5 protein-coding genes are annotated in these 18762 nt (G+C 35.5%); 2 read left to right on the top strand and 3 right to left on the bottom strand.

Translation table 11 applies throughout. The annotated features are described in order from the left end of the window. Positions 1 to 436: 436 nt before the first annotated feature. Entirely contained in the window at positions 437 to 7450 is a 7014-nt protein-coding gene (locus NK213_RS07495; protein WP_253348287.1) for an autotransporter domain-containing protein, read from the bottom strand. A 1167-nt stretch (positions 7451 to 8617) separates the two neighbouring features. Here NK213_RS07495 and NK213_RS07490 point away from each other — a divergent pair. Then, positions 8618 to 9535, top strand: a complete 918-nt coding sequence (locus NK213_RS07490; RefSeq protein WP_253348286.1) for a hypothetical protein — start codon at positions 8618 to 8620, stop codon at positions 9533 to 9535. Positions 9536 to 9854: 319 nt separating this feature from the next. On the opposite strand, the gene mnmH is transcribed toward NK213_RS07490, so the two are convergent. Next, positions 9855 to 10883, bottom strand: coding sequence for a tRNA 2-selenouridine(34) synthase MnmH (mnmH, locus tag NK213_RS07485; protein WP_253348285.1), 1029 nt, complete (start codon positions 10881 to 10883; stop codon positions 9855 to 9857). 206 nt (positions 10884 to 11089) lie between these two features. Here mnmH and NK213_RS07480 point away from each other — a divergent pair, with 206 nt between their 5' ends. Next, a complete protein-coding gene (locus NK213_RS07480; protein WP_253348284.1) occupies positions 11090 to 11464 on the top strand; it encodes a glyoxalase/bleomycin resistance/extradiol dioxygenase family protein in 375 nt (124 codons plus the stop codon). 182 nt (positions 11465 to 11646) lie between these two features. On the opposite strand, the gene NK213_RS07475 is transcribed toward NK213_RS07480, so the two are convergent. Continuing rightward, positions 11647 to 18453, bottom strand: coding sequence for a transporter (locus tag NK213_RS07475; protein WP_253348283.1), 6807 nt, complete (start codon positions 18451 to 18453; stop codon positions 11647 to 11649). Positions 18454 to 18762 lie beyond the last annotated feature (309 nt).

Below are 18762 nucleotides of genomic sequence, written 5' to 3'. Positions count from 1 at the left end.
AATTCATCAGACTTAATTATAATTATACCAAAAATACATAAATAATCTAACGTTCATTTTAATTTTTTGATCTGTATTTCTTTATTATATTTTTTTTTATCAATATAATAATCTATTTTTATTGTAAAAAATTCAATTTATCTGACAATTTCATTATTTAAAATATTAGTATTAATTTATTATATATTAATTTATTTTATGATTTTCATTACAATTACAAATGTATATGCACTATATTTCAGATATAATCAAGAAAATAACATTAATATAAAATTATAAAATATCGCGATTTTGTCAATTAAATTTTAACAAAAATGATATTTGAATTATTTAAACTTTTCTTGAGTTTTTTATTCTGATCATTGTATTATAATTTTTTATAAAATAAAAAAGGCAGTTTTGAATAATCCAAATAACTGCCTTTCTATTTATTTCTTTAAAATACTGCTTTTAATGTTACTCCTGCTCTGTAGTCATTTTCTTTATCTTCTCCGGTTAAGTACTCCCCGGTAATGAAAACTCCATACTTATCTTCTGCTTCTATTCCCACTTCTGCTCTTGTTCTGAATGTCCCTTTTTCATCCTGTGGTTTTGATAATTTATGATACCCGTCTTCTATGGCTATTAATTTTGCTTTTTCTCTTTCATTCAAATCTGCAAGTTCATATTCATATGCCAGATCAAGTGTACCTTTTAATTTCCATGCTGATTTTGCACCCAAAGGCACTGCACCTTTCAGCTCCACTCCTGCTCTGGGTTTTGCACTCCATGCATCATTTCCTTCTACTTCCAGTGCTTCAAGTCCGTTTTCACTAAATGTCGGTCTTGTCACATACATTGCTCTGAACGCTCCATAAGGCATTATACTTGCCTTTTTGCCCAGTTCGAATTTTTTCCCTATAACATTGTCACTTGTTATACTGTAAGTTTCATATGTTCCGTTCATTTCTGATCTTCCCAGAGGCGACGGCCAGTCTATATTTCTGTCCACATTATGAAAACTTACTCTTCCAGTGAGATCATTTCTTGCTTCCCAGCCTTCTGCCTTATATTTATTATGTACTCCGAGCTGAATAGTATCTACCCATTCTTCACTGCTGTTCCCGTCATTAAACTCGAATCCTGTATGTAAATATCCCGCAGAATATCCAAATGTATGTCTGTATGTTCTTTCTACTTCCCTAAGTGCCAGTACTCCCGTTGTAGTGTAATCATAACCCACCACTCCGTCTGTTTCTTCTTTATTTTTCCCTTTTCCGGCTATTACACTTATCTTTACATTTTCTTTAGTATTATTTTTTGAATTTTGTAACAGGTGTAATGAATTCTCAAAAGTTTCCGCTATATCATTCTCTCTCTGATTTATATTAGCATATACATTTCCTGCAAGACTTGCTGTTATATGTCTGAAACTTTCTTCATTTGCTATATAGGCTGTTTTATTGTATATTGTCATTCCGTCACCTGTTGCACTAAGATAATTATTTTCCAGTGCTCTTCCAAAATCTTCAAACCATAGTCCGTCTGTAAATTCTGTAAATGACTTTCTTGACATATACACATCAGAACCTGTTCCTGTTGCTTTAGGCGTAGCTTCCCATAACAGCGATCCGCTTATAAAGTCATACTGTCCTGATGTTGCCTGTATTAGCCCTTCCAGTTTTAACACATTGGCAATTATTCCGTCTGAAAATCCCGGAAGTATCACTATAGGCTTCGATGTTGTTATCTGATCAGCTATTATTGATGTCCCCGATAATTCAAAATCATAATCAGGACTTGTTGAAGGCTGTCTTGTTGCAGGATCTGGTTTTATCATTACTTGTAATCCGTCTAATGCAAGTACACCATTTGACTTTATTATTCCTGCATTTATCAGTGTTGGCAATGCATGTGTATTTCCTATTGATTCTATTATATTCCCACTCATTATTCCATTTACGAATGTTGCTCCGCCGCTTACACTGTGTGATGAATCTGCAGGATCAGCCGATACAAAAGCCTGACCATTCCCTGTTACATTTACAATACCTGTAGAACTGTTAATAATCACAGTACCCACATTACCATACATTCCTATCGCTCCGTCACCGTCTATATTTATCGTTCCGTGATTTATCAGCTGTGAACCTATACCTTTTCCTGCCATTCCTATTGCATTTTTACCTGTTACATCTATAATTCCGCCGGCGAAGTTTGTAATTACCCCGTCTTCTGTATACATTCCGGTAGAATGATCTCCGTTTGTGATTATCATACCATAGTTATCCGCAGTTCCGCCTTTAGCCACTATTCCAAAACCGCCGTAACCTGCCGTTACTAATCCGCCGGCAAAGTTAGTGATTGCAGCATTTTCTCCATATATTCCCACTGAATATTTACTGCCTTTGACATCTACATTTGAAGTACCGTCGACAAATTTAAGCTCTGAGCCGCCTACCATAACTATACCATAGTTATCCACTGTTCCGCCGTAGTTATAAATCCCTATGTTATTATCCCCTGCTGTGCCTGCTATGACAGCTCCGGCATTGTTAATAATATTTCCTCCGCCTATACCGCTCACAGGATCTTTAGCCATATAGAAACCTACATTATTCGGCCCTGTCATTGTTATATTACCGTCATTAACTACTGTTATTGCTTCTGTACTGTACATATATACAGAATCAGTCCCCAGAATACTGTTTGTTCCGGCTCCGTTTGTGAAAGACCCGCCTTTTAGAATAAATCCGTAATTATTACTTCCTATATTCAAATTAGTTGAATTAGTCACTGTTGAAGAAGTCCCGTATACAGCCACTGCTCCGTTTGTCCCCATATTCATTGCAGAACCGGTATTCAGATTAACAGTTCCGTTTGCCGAGTATATTCCTATTCCTGCGTCACCTATATTAAATACTCCGTTATTGTCTGCCGTTCCACTGTTACTGTAAACACCTATTGAATCAGCACCTGAATTGATAGTCCCGTGATTTGTTATTACACTTCCTGCCACTGACCCGTAAATTGCTATTGCCGGATCTGAAGCATTTGTTGAAGCACCCACTGTTATTATTCCTGTAGAATTATTGTCTATTATAAAACTATTTGTTCCTGTTGTATACACTCCTACAGACTTATCTCCCGCTAAATTAATAATTCCGTCATTGCTTATCTGCATTATTCCGGTATTATTGTCTGCATATATTCCTATTGCTCCTGCACTGCTGCTTACTATATTTCCTGTTCCTGCATTATCTGCATTTGTTCCGTCTTTAAGATAGATACCCTGTGAACCGGCTCCCACATTTATCATTCCGCTGTTCAGAGCCTTTGATCCAGTTCCTGAAGCCATTAATCCCGCAGAAGAATTACCAACAGTAATTATCCCTTTATTACTCATTCTTGAGCCGTTCTTTCCGTATATTCCCGCTGAACTGTCCCCCAGAATAATAGTTCCGTTATTTTCTCCGTCAATTCCCGCTGTCATTCCTGACGGCAGAGGAGTTATCCCTGTGTATTGACCATCAAGTGCTATTGCTGCTACATTTGTCGAACCTGCTCTTGAAGTAATTGTTGATCCATTTAGATATATTGCTGACTGTTTGCCTGATACAAGTGTCCCGTTTGCAGTAAGTTCACTGTTTCCAGTATATTCAAATACTCCTCCTGCTATGTTCCCGATAGTATATGTAGATCCTGAAGCAACACTTCCTACTATGAAATTATTACTTACAGTTCCGCTTGAGTTCATATTAAATAAAGTAACATTCTGTCCGTCTATATTTATAGTATTTGTTCCGGCAGTTGTCATAGATGATGTCCCGTCCAAAAATATTCCGAGAGCATTGTCCCCGTTTAAGTCAATTGTAATTCCGTTTAATGAAACACTGCTGTCTTTGGCATATAATGCCACACCATTTTTACCTACTGTAATTCTTGAACCCGCATCTGTAACTGTCCCTTTATTTACATACACTCCAACAGCATTTTCAGAATCTTTTACATTTATTGTCCCGTTTGAAAGAGCAACAACAGCATCAGCAGCAGTTCCTCCAGTTCTGTTATTATCAGCATATATTCCTATTGCATTCGTTCCTGTTCCCGCTTTTATTGTTCCGGTATTTGTTATATCTATAAGTCCCCCGCCGTGTGCAGGAACAGTCCCCGGATTTTGATGTGATATTCCGTATATTCCTACACCGCCGTTACCTGTATTTATAGTTCCGGTATTTGATGTCACTGTCCCATTCTCGCTGAATATCCCCAGTGAATCGTCTCCCAAAACATTTATTATATTATTATTTGTTATCTTCCCGTTATTTGCATATATTCCAATTGATGAAAGACCTGTGAGATTAATTGTTCCGTTATTTTCCATTTTCACATGCAGAGCAGCTTCGTAAGAATTATCATCAGCTAAAGCTACCTGTCCGCCGTTTGTTCCTTTCACTGTCACACCGGCATTTACTGTTATTCCTAACAGGGCTTTATCTATATTCAGATATAATTCTGACGGACTATCTAAATCCACTAAATTGGAAGAAGGATTAAGTACCAGTGTTCCTTTAGTCAGAAAAGCATTTTTCCCGCCGTTATTATTTATCTGGCTGAATATTCCAGTACCAGCTGCCACAGTATTAACATCATCAAGACTTATAGTCCCGAACTCCTGTATTACAAATAAACTCGCATTTGAGCTTAAGTTTACAGTCATATTACCGTGACCGCTGTAATTATTGTTAAAATATGTCTGAATATCACTTGCAGCCACTGTTGTATTATTTCCTGTATATATAAATCCTCTGGCTCCGTCAGATAAATTAAGTGTTGTTCCGCCTGTATTTGTAAATTTTATCTGAGGGGAAGTCAGTTTATTTTCTATATATGAAAATAATCCTCCGTTTTTCACAGTAAAAACCGACCCTGATGTCTCTATGGAATTTGCTGCATTTGTAGTTTTATTATAGAACAAAACGCTGTTTAATCCGTCTGCCTCATAAGTACCTGTTCCTGTACCCGAAAGACCCAGTTTTACCACTCCTGATGAATTATATACCCCTACAGCTTTTTCGCCGACTGCTTTTATATTTATCTCACCGGAATCACTAAAATCAGCTGTTGCCTGATTTACATACAGCGCTATGCTTCCTTTTCCTTTTACTTCAAAACTATGATCCAGTCCTGCTGTGGTATTATTCAGAACAGAACCGCTCTGTATTATCACTGCATGGCTGTTTTCCCCGTATGTTTTTACACTGTTTGAAGCTCCGAAATGTATTTTTCCGTTATTTATTCCCAGAATTCCTATTGTTCCGTCTACAGGTTTTGCATCAGTTCCTATATTTAAGTCAGGATTCAGTGTCAGGTCTGAATCTGCTGTATCACTTATAAATACATAGTTATCTTTTCCTGCTGTTATATTTATAGCTGAAGTTTCTCTGTTATCCAGGTACAGGCTCCCTGCTTTCAAATACACCATTTTTCCGTATCTGGCATATTCCCCGAATTCAAATCCAAAATCTTTCAGTCTGTATGTTAGTCCGGATTTATTTACAAATAACCCCACAGAATCTTCTACATAGCTGCTGTCAAAAGAAGTTCCCGCTGAATTAGTTCCTGTACTGTTTCCGGCATATTTATTTTCTTCATTACCTATGATCACTCTTATTGCTGAAGGACGTGCATCATAAATCCCGGTTCCTCCGCTTGGATTCTCGCTTACCGGAGTTTCATACCCGTCATCCATCAATTTTGAAATTTCTACCCCTATACTCTTGTCCCCGTTTATTTCTACAGGTTTATCAAGAACTATCTTCGAGCCTTCCAGCTCACGTGTTGCTCCATTGGTAGAAATCCCTATATTTTCACTTCCGTAAAGAACAATACGCCCTTCGTTAAAAATATTATAATGCGGTGTTTTGTTGGTAGAATAAATATTTACATCGCCATAATAATATGCAATACTGTTTTTTGCCCGAAGTTCCACTAATGCTCCGGCTTTATTGTAAAATTCGAATCTTCTGTGATTATAGCTGTTTGCCTGCGCTGCTATAAAAGCATGTCCCACATGATTGGTAGAACTGCTGCTGTCATTAAGCCCTATCATTTCACCGTAATTTTCATAAATCGCACTTACAATTCCGTTATGAGACTGCAGACCTATGAGCAGTCCGTTGCTTCCTTTAAGCTGGAGCAGACCGTGATTTTCCAAAACATTATAATAATACTGTACTCTTTTATCTCCATCTGATTCCATATCCGAAGTATTTGTTCTTCCCGTTGCATTTCCATAATGGTCTTCTGCATATGCTGCATATTTTCTGCTTGTTCCCGTATGAGGATCAAACTGTATTAAATGCGGCATATCATTTCCTGTGGCTTTTGACTCTAATGTCATAACCAGATTATCTGCTGTTCCCCCTATTGGATTCCCGGGGATTCCCAATACTATCTTTTCAGCCGCTGTTATTTTATACAAAGCTGTTACACTGTCATAAACCACTTTTCCTACCCCTGGAGCTGAACTTACTGTAAGATTGGTCAATGTTGGATCTGTAGCCCCGTAATTAGCACCGTTACCAATTCTCCAGTCAATTGTTCCATTCAGATTTTCCACATCAAAACTTGTTAAACATCCTCCTGAAGTACAATTGCTTAATCCGCTGTATCCGCTTCCCGAAAAATGTGCTGTCATATTCCCGCTTGTAAGATTATACTGTGATATCATTGCTGTATAACCACGGTAATTAGTTCCTATATCAGTTGGTCTTAATGCTGTGTATGTCTCATCTCCGTTCCCTGTTCCCGGCGGCCTAACTGAAAACGGCGCCTGAACAGTAGGTGGATTAATTACTATAAGCGGTATGTCTATATTAAATGTATTGGTAGTAACTGCCGGATTAATTGAAAATACCGGCGGTGTTATATTTTGCGAACCGGGATTTATATTAATTTCCCCTGCCGGCGTTAGTGATAAATTCAGCGGATCTCTTGAAAGACCTTTCAGAGGAATACTTACGCCCAGATTTATATCCTTAGGCTGCTGAAGCGCTTTGTAGCCTTTGCCTGCAAGTCCTCCTGTGTTTCCGCCTGTAATTACATAATTCCCGCTTGTATCATAATATCCTGATACTTTTGAATGATATTCTGCATTTTCTGCACTGTTATCCACGCCTTTTCCATACTCACCGTAAAAGCCCGTAAAAAACACCTGCCATTCAAGGTATTCCGGCTTTACTATATAATCTCCCTGTAAATACAGATCTTTTAATTCTTTATTTTTTTTATTAAGTATTTTCTGTATTGCCTGGTGATTTTTTTCATTAGTCTTTCCTTGATTTATATTTTTCACCGTATTGTTATACATTCTGTCATACTTTGAAATTAGCGGGGTAGTTTCGCCATAAAGTGAGAATGCTGCGTTCAGTGCTAGAAATGATAATAATAATTTTTTATTTTTTTTCATTGCTCCTCCTCATTAGATTTTTATTAGACATTTAAAAAAAATGTTGTCTGATACATTGATAATATTTTATGTTCTTTTTTTAATATTTCAAAATAGCTTTTTTTACATAAAATCTTCTCTAAAAAATCTGCCTTTCTCCAGATCGACGACTCGTTCTAAAGCAGTTTAGAAAACTGTGTCTAATAATTTCTATTCTACTAGAAATAACTTTTGAAGTCAATTTTAATTGTAAAAAAATTCTATTTTAAAAAAATGTCAGACTTTTGTTTTTTTCTTATTTTATGCCATCCATACCTGAAGTTATTGTATTATGTAGAAAATACCATACTTTCAATATAATTATATCATAATTTTTAACATTGTCTAACATCTCTAATATATTTTAAATTAATATTTTTTTCTATTTCTAGTATAAAAAAAATAAAAAACCATCTCTAATCTGTCTGTTTCTGATCCTTCAATTTCCACAGCAGAATTTTGTCATCTGGTTTTATTATCTCAATTATTATTTTCAATTTATATTAAATTAATTATATTTATGTATTTTATTAGTTTTACAATTGTATTAGCAATAAAATTTATTTACATTTTAAAATTTATATTGTTTTCATATCAAATATAAAATACATCTTCCAAGGCTGTATATGAATATACAGAATTTTGAAGATGCATTTTATTGATTAGTATGAAAATCATTTTAGCAACTATAAACAGTCTTTATTTGTCTGCTATTATAGCAAAATTGGTTCTTTTTACTTTTATCGATAATTTATCATAATATTGTGAAGTTCGCATTCTATAAATTATACGAAATATAAATATACTTACATTTTACTAAAACTAAATAATAAAGTCAATTTTAATTTTTAAAAAATAAAATTTTAAAAATATGTCAGACTATAATTTACAGTTGAATCAGCATATAAATATGTTCGTATAATTTATAAAATGCGAACATTGTTAAAAAAAAATAAGAAAGGACGGAATAAAAAAATGAAAAAAAGCTTTTTGGATATAACATCACATTTTACCATATTTAAAAACCCTCTGTAATCCTCTCTCTTTTTCAAAATAATATTTAGTCTGTATTACGAGACAGCACTTAAGAGGGATGTAAAAAAAATAAACCCATTCTATAACAGTTCATGAAAACCCGGGGTGATTGTAATGAAATTATATAATAAGGAAAAAATAATCAAACAAATGATATCACATTATAATAAAAACAAAACAATAACCATGAAAAGCTTTAACGAAGACAAAAATGTCTGCTGCTCCACAACAGTAAAAAGATATTTTGATACATGGAATAATGCCAAGATAGAAGCAGGGTTCACTTCCGGTATAGAATATAACAGAGACAAACTGATAAAGCTGATAAAAGAAAAAATCAAAACAAAGGAAATAAGAAGAATTTCTGATATTGACAGAATAGAAGGACTTCCAAGTTATAAATATATAAAAAAACTATGGACCAAAGAAGAAATGGAAGAAATATTTAAGGTAAAAATAAAAAGATATACATATACTGCGGAAAATATATCAGAACAATATAACTGCATAAAAGAGAAGTATGAAAAAGTAACATTTAAGCTGTTAAAAAAAGAAACCGGAATAAGTGCCGGCACTATCAGAAAATACTTCAAAAGCTGGAATAAGTTTCTTGAATATATGGGTGAAAAACCAAATCATGTTATCACAAGTGTAATTCACAGCAATGAAGAATTAATAGAATTATACAGAAAAATGTCCATAAAAATAGGAAAAGAAATATACGGAGCAACTTCAAGAGATTTGAAAGAGTACAATTTCCCATATTCAAAATCAGTACTGGCGAGCAGATTTACGAGCTTGAACCATTTGAGAAAACTGGCGGGTTTTGAAATAAAAAGGGAAATTATTCCGAAATACAGCCGTCAGGGGCTAAAGCTCATGCTTTATACCAACTACAAAAAATACGGGAGAAAACTAACACAGACAGAAATAGCAGAAAATGACTCTCTTCCAAATCCGTCATCTATATTTTATCATTTTCAGACCACTAAAATATCAGATGTTTGGAAAGAAGTTCTAAATGAGAAATAAAATAATCTTATGATTTTTATATCAAAGAAATATCAACGTAATGTCAAAACTCTCGTGTCATATTCATAATAATAAATAAGACACTGGTTTTAATAGAAAATTTGAATGAAAGTTTAAAATATAAAATATTAAGAGACCTCTTAATACAAGTATAATATCAAATATTTTAAAACTTTTATTCATAATCAATAATCAGGCTTATTGACGGCCTGATTTTTTCTAAAAAAATTCAGAACCAGCGAGTTCTGAAAATTTTTTTAATTATTTAAAATATTAAACTCTTTTGTATAACTGATATAAAAATTTTGATAATATTATACTATTTTTCAGAAAAAATATACTCTGTTAACTCCTTTACACACTTATCTTCATCATCGTTGTTAAAGACTCTTTCATAGGTTTTCCCTTTGCTGCTGTAAGCTTTATCATAATATTTTATCATCAGGTCTTTAATAACCTTATCATAATCTTCATTTTTAACACCATTGACGAATTCCTCAATCTGCTTTCCATTTATATATTTTCTAAGACGTTCTATTGAACTGATTATTTCTTCTTTACTGACATCATCTTTGAGATATTCTTTTTTTATTATCTCAGTCCTTCTCTCAAGACTGGTTTCTATATATAATTTTCTGGAATTTATCAATACTTCATATAAATACGGAGGCATAACTATATTTCCGATTCTTCTGCTCTCACCTTCAGTTATTACAATATTGCTTTCGGCATTTGTCAGGCTCTCAAAAACCAGAGATTCAAAGTACTTCTGGCTGTATTTCTCCCCGAGACCGATATCTCCCAAGAGAGAGCCGCGGTTATTAGCACATGCTTCCAGATCCAATATATCATATCCTTCATTTTTCAGCCTTTTCAAAATATCTGTCTTTCCCGAACCTGTTTTCCCGTATAATGTTACAAACTGAAATTTTTTCACAAGTACGGGAAGATTATCATTAATATACTGTCGGTATCCTTTATAGCCGTTTTCAAGCTTAATCAGCGGCAGCGAAAGTTCCTTCATCAGAGCTGTTACTGCAGAAGATCTCATTCCTCCCCTTGCACAGTAAATAACCATTCTGTTTTTCCCCTTATGACATTCTTCAAACTGCAGATATAAATCAAGCACTTTTGGCCCGACGATTTTCAATGCTTCTTTTATCGCATTTCTCTTACCTTCCTGTTTATATATTGTCCCCACAACTTCACGGTCTTTATCGCTAAAAACCGGAATATTTACTGCTCCGGGTATATGTGCTTCCCTGTATTCTTTTGGTGTTCTTACATCTATAAATATAACTTTCCCTTTATTTGCAGATAGTTTTTCGTAACTTTGGGCTATTACCATTACTAGCCTCCTTTTCAGCTTTTATATTCTATTATATCATAATTTTATCATATTCTGTTTAATATTTCCTGCAATTCACAATTATTTGTTTATATTATGCAGATATTTTCTTTTAATTTCCATATTCGATCAAATGCTCAAACTAATTAAAGAAAAACTATCTGCCCTATGATATAATTAATTACATTCTACAAGGAGGTTATATTATGGAAAGAATATTAATGCAGATTTATGTTAAAGGAAGTGCAGAAGCTGTCGAACTATATCAAAAAGCATTTAATGCAGTTTTGGGCTATAATGTAAAAAATGAAAACGGAACTTTTTATCATTCAGAGTTGGATGTCTACGGACAAATATTATCTGTAGCAGAAAGATCAGATGATGACAATATTGTAACAGGGAATATAATGCAGTTTTGCCTGCAGTTTTCCAAAGAAGAGGAAGATTTGCTGAAAAAAGCATACGATACTCTTTCAGACAATGCCAAAATACTCTTCCCGCTGGGTCCTTGCGATTACAGTGCCGCTGCTGCGGATCTTATTGATAAATTCGGTGTGAGATGGTGCTTTTTTCTGGGATAGTCTATTTTTCAAATAAGGAAAATACTGATTAAATTCAAAAAATTAAAAGAAACTGCCGAAATATTCTCATTTTCTCTGATATTCCGACAGTTTCTTTTTTATTATTTTTAAAACATTAATTTTTACTCTTTAGATACGAACATACCACTATTCCTTATCTAAATCTCAAATTTTTACAGCAGCTAGAATACAGCTTTTAATATTACTCCTGTTCTGTAATCGTTTTCTTTGCTGTTCCCTGTTGAATATTCACCTGTTAAAAATATTCCGTATCTGTCCTCTACTTCAAGACCCAGCGATGCTGATGTTCTGAATGTTCCTTTTTCCTCCTGAGGTTTTGATAAATTATGATACTTACTTTCTATAACTGTCAGCCTTGCTCTTTCTCTCTCGTTCAGATCTGCAAGTTCATATTCATACGCTGTATTAAGTGCTCCTTTAAGCTGCCATCCCGATGCTGCTCCAAGCGGCAAAGCACCTTTTATCTCTACACCAGCTCTCGGCTTTACGCTCCATGCATCATTTCCTTCTATTTCCAATGATTCAAGACCTTTTTCACTAAATTTAGGTCTGGTTGCATACATAGCCCTGAATGCCCCGTATGGAATAATACTTGCTTTTTTACCAATTCCGAATTCTTTACCAAGTATATTATCACTTGTTATGCTGTATGTTCCATATATTCCGTTCATTTCCGATCTTTCAAGCGGCGAAGGCCAGTCTATATTCCTGTCTATATTATGGAAACTCATTCTTCCTGTGAGATCATTTCTCAGAATCCAGCTGTCGGCATTATACTTATTATGAACTCCAAGCTGAATAGTATCTACCCATTCTTCACTGCTGTTGCCGTCGTTAAACTCAAACCCTGTATGTAAATATCCCAGTGAATATCCGAATGTATGTCTGTAAGTACGTTCTACTTCTCTTAAAGCCAGCACTCCTGCAGTAGTATAATCATAACCCACTACTCCGTCTGTTTCTTCTCCGTTTCTGCCTTTTCCTGCTATTACGTTTACTTTTACATTTTCTTTTGTATTATTTGTTGAATCCTGTAATATATGTAATGAATTCTCCAAAACTTCCGCTATATCTTTTTCTCTTTGATTTATATTAGCATATACATCCCCTGCAAGGCTTGCCATCACTTCTCTCAGGATTTTCTCATCTGGTATGTATGCCGTTTTATTATATATATCAATCCCCTTACCTGATGCACTTAAATAATTTTCTTCCAATGCACGTCCAAAATCTTCAAACCACAGACCATCCGTGAATTCTGTAAATGCTTTTCTTTCCATATAAACATCTGAACCTGTTGCTGTTGCTTCCGGTGTTGCTTCCCAAAGTACCGATCCGCTGGTAAACTCATACTTCCCTGCTGATGCCTGTATCAGACCTTCCAGCTTATAAACATTCGCAATAGTCCCGTCTGCGAATCCCGGTAGTATTACTATTGGTCTTGATGTTGTTATCTTTTCTGCCGCAAGTGAAGTTCCTGTGAGTACAAAATCATAATCAGGATCTCCTGACGCCTGTTTTGTTGAAATATCAGGTTTTATCATTACCTGAACACCTTCCAAAGCCATTACCCCGCTTGTTTTTATCAATCCGGCATTTATCAGAACAGGAAGTGCATATGAATTACCTGTCCCCTGTATTGTATTACTTACACTGCCATTTACTGATGCCGTTCCTGACTCCACATTATGTGCAGAATTTCCTGCTTCTGAGGATACAAGTGCCTGACCGTTACCCGTAATATTTATTTCTCCGGTATTAGTTATCACTGTTCCCGGAAGTGCGTACATACCAGTTGCGTTATCACCTGTAATATTTATTGTACCGTGGTTTATTATCTGAGAACCAGAACCTTTTCCTGCCATACCAATAGTAGAATTACCAGTTACAGTTATCGTTCCGCCTGCTTCATTTGTTATCACTCCGCCGTCTGTGAACATTCCTGTTGAATAATCACCGTTTGTTGTTATAGTACCAAAATTGCTTGCTGTTCCGCCTTTAGCCGCTATACCGTAACCACCATAGCCTGCTGTTATACTCGCAGTTGCATGATTGACAATTGATGCATTCTCTCCGTATATTCCCACTGAGTATTTGCTGTTATGCACATCCACATCTGTAGTACCTGATATAAATACGATTTTCGAATCTCCGACAGAGATTGTACCATGGTTATCTACTGTTCCGCCGTAATTATATATTCCTACATTATTTTCCCCTGCTGTTCCAGATATAGTTCCATTATTAACTACCGCTGCTCCTCCGACACCGCCAGCAGAATCTTTATCCAGATAGAATGCCACATTATCTGATCCTGTCATTATAACATCGCCGTTATTAACTACATTTACTGCTCCGGTACCATACATATAAACTGAGTCATTCCCTGTACTGCTGCTTATTCCCGCAGAATTCACAAATGATCCGCCCTGAAGTATAAATCCATAGTTACTGTTGCCAATGTTCAATCCCGCAGAATTTGTCACTGATGAGTTCACCCCGTACACTGCCGCTGCTCCGTTTGTCCCCATATTTACTGCTGTTCCTGTATTCAGATTAATTATTCCGTTTAGTGAATAAATTCCTGTTCCTGTATCACCTATATTCAAAGTTCCGTTATTATTTACTGTTCCGTTGTTACTATAAATCCCGATTGAATTCACTCCTGATGTTATCATTCCCGAATTAGCAACTGTACTTCCTGCTGTTGCACTGTATATCCCTATTGCAGGACTGGAAATATCCGATGAATCCCCGACTTTTATTAAAGCCCCCGAAGCATTAGAAACAAAAGCAGTATTTGTTCCCACAGTATATATTCCTATTGATTTGTCTCCTCCCAGATCAATAGTTCCGCCATTTGTTAATGTTACCGGCGACACATTGCTGTCTGTATATATACCCGCTGTTCCCGCAGCATTACTAGTTATACTTCCTGTATTATTAACACTTAAACCATCTTTTAGATAAATCCCCTGAGAACCTGTACCTATACTTACAGTTCCGCTGTTCAAAACCACAGAACCGCTGCCAGAAGTCATTAATCCTACTGAACCTGTACCTACTGTTATTGTTCCTGCATTACTTAATCTTGAACCATTTTTTCCGTATAGTCCTGCCGAACTGTCACCCACAGTTACTATTCCATTATTTTCCCCGTCTATTCCTGCTGTCATACCAGACGGAAGGGTTCCTGCATATTGCCCGTTCAGTGCAATTGCTGCTACATTTGTTGCACCGGCAGCAGATGTTACATTGGAACCATTCAGATATACTGCTGAATTTTCTCCTGATATAAGTGTACCATATGATGCAAGACTAGTCGTACCCGTGTAACTAAATGCTCCGTTTATTATATTCCCTAGTGTATACGACGAACCGTCCGTAACATCTCCTACAGTGAAGTTATTTGAAACTGTCCCGCTTGTATTCATATTAAACAGCACTACATTCTGTCCGCTTATATTTATAGTACCGGCACCTGTAAAATCTGTATTTCCGTCAAGATAAAATCCTAGTGAATTATCACCTAATAAATTTATTGTAGTTCCTGAAAGTGTTACTTTACTGTCTTTAGCATAAAGAGCTATGCCGTTTTTTCCTACAGTTATCGTAGATCCTGAATCTGTCACTGTTCCATTCATTGCTAAAACTCCGGCAGCATTTTCTGAAGCTTCCAGATTTATTACTCCGTTTGTCAGATTTAAAAGTGCATCTGCCTGATTTCCTGTACTGTTATTATTTATATAAATTCCTGTGGCACCTGTTGAAGTATTTGCCGTTATTGTTCCGCTGTTAGTCACATTTATCTTACCGTCGCCAAAGTTCTGGGCTGTTCCCTGCTTATATCCTTCAGCATAAATCCCGACTCCTGAATCAGAAATATTTATTGCAGAACCTGACTGATTTTCAATTACTGAGCCATTTGCACCGTATATTCCTACAGAACCAGCTCCATTTGCACTTATTATTCCCGAATTTATATTTTTTAATTCACCGAAGCTGGAATACAGACCCACAGAAGACGCACCGTTTAATGTTATGTTTCCTGCATCATTTATCAGGCTTACTGTAGATCTTGCCAGTGCTGCCCCTCCTGTATCACGTCCGTTTTCCTGAGCCATTGCCACTTGTCCCGAACCGGTTCCCGTTATGTTCTGACCGCTGTTTTTTATGCTTGATGTTGATATTTCAAGAAGCTTATAAGCATCATTTGCATTATCAAGATTAATTCCCTGATCTATATCAAGTGAACTTTTATACATCATATATGTTTTATAATCACTGCCGTTTACTGCAGGTCCTCCTGCAATACTCCCCAGCGGTGTTGATGTGGTACTTAGATTTATTGACACGTTATCAACTATAAATAATCTCGACCCTGATTCCATCTCTAAAGTAAGATTTCCCGCTGTACCGTTGAATACTGTATTAAAATAATTGCTTAAACCGGTAGTTGTCAGTGACGGCAGTGTTCCTGTTCCTGTATAATAAAATGCCGTACCTCGGTTTACAGAATCTGTTCCGCCTTTTATTACAGAATTTATATTTGTAAGATTAAATGAACCGTTGTTTTCACTATAAAATAACAAAGATCCCTGCCCTGTTTCAGTTGTCATATTTTCCAGCGTAATTAGGCCTGTTGTTCCTTTGGCATATAAATTAAAAGCCTTATCTGAAGTTTTTATACTTCCCCCGTTAATATTAACAGTACCATTCTCTGCAAAAAGTCCCGTTGATTCCTGACCGGATACATCTATATTCACTGATCCTGCAGAAGTAAAAGATGATCCGTTTCCAATAACCGCTACTCCCACAGAACCGTTATTTTTAGTACCATCATTATATACTCCCCCTGTTAGTGAAGTAGTTCCTGTATTTATCACACTGGCACCGTTATTTACTATATAAGCAATTGATGCATCCCCGTTCATTGTAAGATTACTGCCTATACTCACAGATGAATTATTATCTGCAAGTACCCCTGTCTGCTTATTTCCGTTTTTTGCCTCTAAAGTTGTATTACCGGCTATTTTTATTGCCGAACTGCTCCCATCACTGACAAGAAGTATATTCCCTATACCTCCGTCACTCACTATACTGCTGGTTTTGGAATTATTTGCCAGATTTACTTCCCCGCTTTTTACTATTATTCCTATCCCGTCTTTTGAATATTTCCCAAGATTGATATCATAGTCATCAAATGTCAGAGAATAAGCCGAAGCATTATAATTTACAAAAATTCCCATAGTTTTATCCACATAACCGGCATCATATACTGACAGATTTCCCGTAGAATCCGATTGATTTGCAGAGTTCCCTATATTTAGCTTTATTACTGAGTTTTGAAAATTAAAATGAGGATTTAGAATCTGTATTCCCACAGATTCATCACCATTCATATCTAAAGCTTTATTCAGCAGTATTTTAGAATCTCCGTAATTCATGTGTCCTGTATTATATGTATCGTATCTATCTGTATAATCTGATCCGTTGTAATAAACTTTTGCATTTAATAATATTCCGTAATTTTGAGCTCCATTCATTGATATGGTACCGTTATTTGTAAAAACTGTTCCGCCTATGTCTGTCCCAGGAGTAGCATAATTTTCCAGAATATCTCCTGTTCCTTTTAAAGCTATCGATCCTGTATCTGAATTTGTGAAATAAAAATATCTGTTGTAACTATTTATTGAGCTGTCTGCATTTATTGTAGTAAATATTATTCTCTGGTGCGGATTCAATCCGCTGTATGATTCTCCTCTGTTAGTAACTGCTGCGGTATCAGCACTTGTTGTTACAGTTCCGTTATTTATCATCCCTGAACCTGTTGCATAGCTGGAATGTGACTGTACTCCGTAAAGTATTATTTTTTCCCCATGCATATTTATTTTGGTATCTGATCCTAATGCCCATACTGAATCTTCAGTATCAAAATTATGTGCATCAGTATGAAACAGCATCAGATAAGCTTCACTTTTATCTTTTGTTCCTATAAAATTCATTGTCATATTTTCTATATCTATTGTATGACTGCCTACGAGCTTCATTACCGCATGGCTAGAAGTCTGGCTTTTCCAATTGATATTCTGTAATCCGTTATTTGTTCCATCATGGGTTGTTTCCTCCAGACCGGTAGCATATGTATTTTGTATACTTAAATCAAAATCTTGACTTCTAACAGCAGAATTACTTACTACATCAAGATAACCTCCGCCGGCACCTCCTTTAAGTACCTGCTGAGCCACCGGAGCCACTGAACCGTTCTGTTTGATCCACTGCTCATCTCCATTGCCGGATCCGGGAAATGTTAGTGATATACTCACCGGATTAGGAGTTTCTACCACTGGAATACTAGGACTTACAGGCTGGAAGATTACCGGATCAATCTGAGGCACAGCCACTCCTGTAGGCGGTGTCACTGTTAAAACCGCCGGATTCACGCTAATTTCAGCTACAGGTGATAAATTCAAATTCAATGCTTCTCTTGTCATCCCCTTTAATGGTATGCTCACCCCAAAATCAATATTCTTTACTTTTTGCAGTGGATTGTAGGGTTTTCCTGCAAGTCCATTTACACCACCGCTTGTTGCCATAAAATTCCCGTCTGCATCATAATACCCTGATATTTTTGAGTGATATCTGGCATTTGCACTGCTGTTGTCCACACCTTTTCCATGTTCTTCATAAAATCCGCTTAAAAATACCTGCCATTCAAGATATTCCGGTTTTATTATATAATCCCCCTGAATATACAGATCTTTCAGTTCTTTATTTTTTTGTTTAAGTACATCTTCTATAATCTGATAATTCTTTTTATTGGATTTCTCTGTTTTAGTATTTTTTACTATGCTGTTATAGATTCTTTCATATTTGCCTGACATTAAATTATCGCTGCCGGCACTGCCGAATTTTGCAATAGCATTAAATACCAAAAATAACCATAACAATTTTCTATTTTTTTTCATTATTCCTCCCTGATTTATATACCACAATTATTGTTCCACTTTAAACAATTAATTTCAAACCATTTCCCCTCTAAATTCTCAAATCACCACACGCACAATTGTATATACCAATCATAATGATTATAATTATAAAAAATCTTTTATTCTCTGCATTGCAATATAATTTTAAAGATATAGACCAAATCTATATTTTTAAATAAACGTTTTTTTATTTGTAGAACAAAAGTTATTTGCATAATTTAGTATGAATACATAATCCGCCTGTTTATATATAGAAATATTTTATAACTCGAAATGACATTGAAAAAT

This window comes from Sebaldella sp. S0638, from assembly GCF_024158605.1.
Taxonomy (GTDB): Bacteria; Fusobacteriota; Fusobacteriia; order Fusobacteriales; family Leptotrichiaceae; genus Sebaldella.
This window is presented reverse-complemented; position numbering and strand designations above follow the sequence as displayed.

What these genes read in the sequence shown, in the direction of transcription:
- NK213_RS07490 (WP_253348286.1), top strand. Translation starts at nt 8,618, where the DNA reads ATGAAATTATATAATAAGGAAAAAATAATCAAACAAATGATATCACAT.
- mnmH (WP_253348285.1), bottom strand. Translation starts at nt 10,883, where the DNA reads ATGGTAATAGCCCAAAGTTACGAAAAACTATCTGCAAATAAAGGGAAA.
- NK213_RS07480 (WP_253348284.1), top strand. Translation starts at nt 11,090, where the DNA reads ATGGAAAGAATATTAATGCAGATTTATGTTAAAGGAAGTGCAGAAGCT.
- NK213_RS07475 (WP_253348283.1), bottom strand. Translation starts at nt 18,453, where the DNA reads ATGAAAAAAAATAGAAAATTGTTATGGTTATTTTTGGTATTTAATGCT.
- NK213_RS07495 (WP_253348287.1), bottom strand. Translation starts at nt 7,450, where the DNA reads ATGAAAAAAAATAAAAAATTATTATTATCATTTCTAGCACTGAACGCA.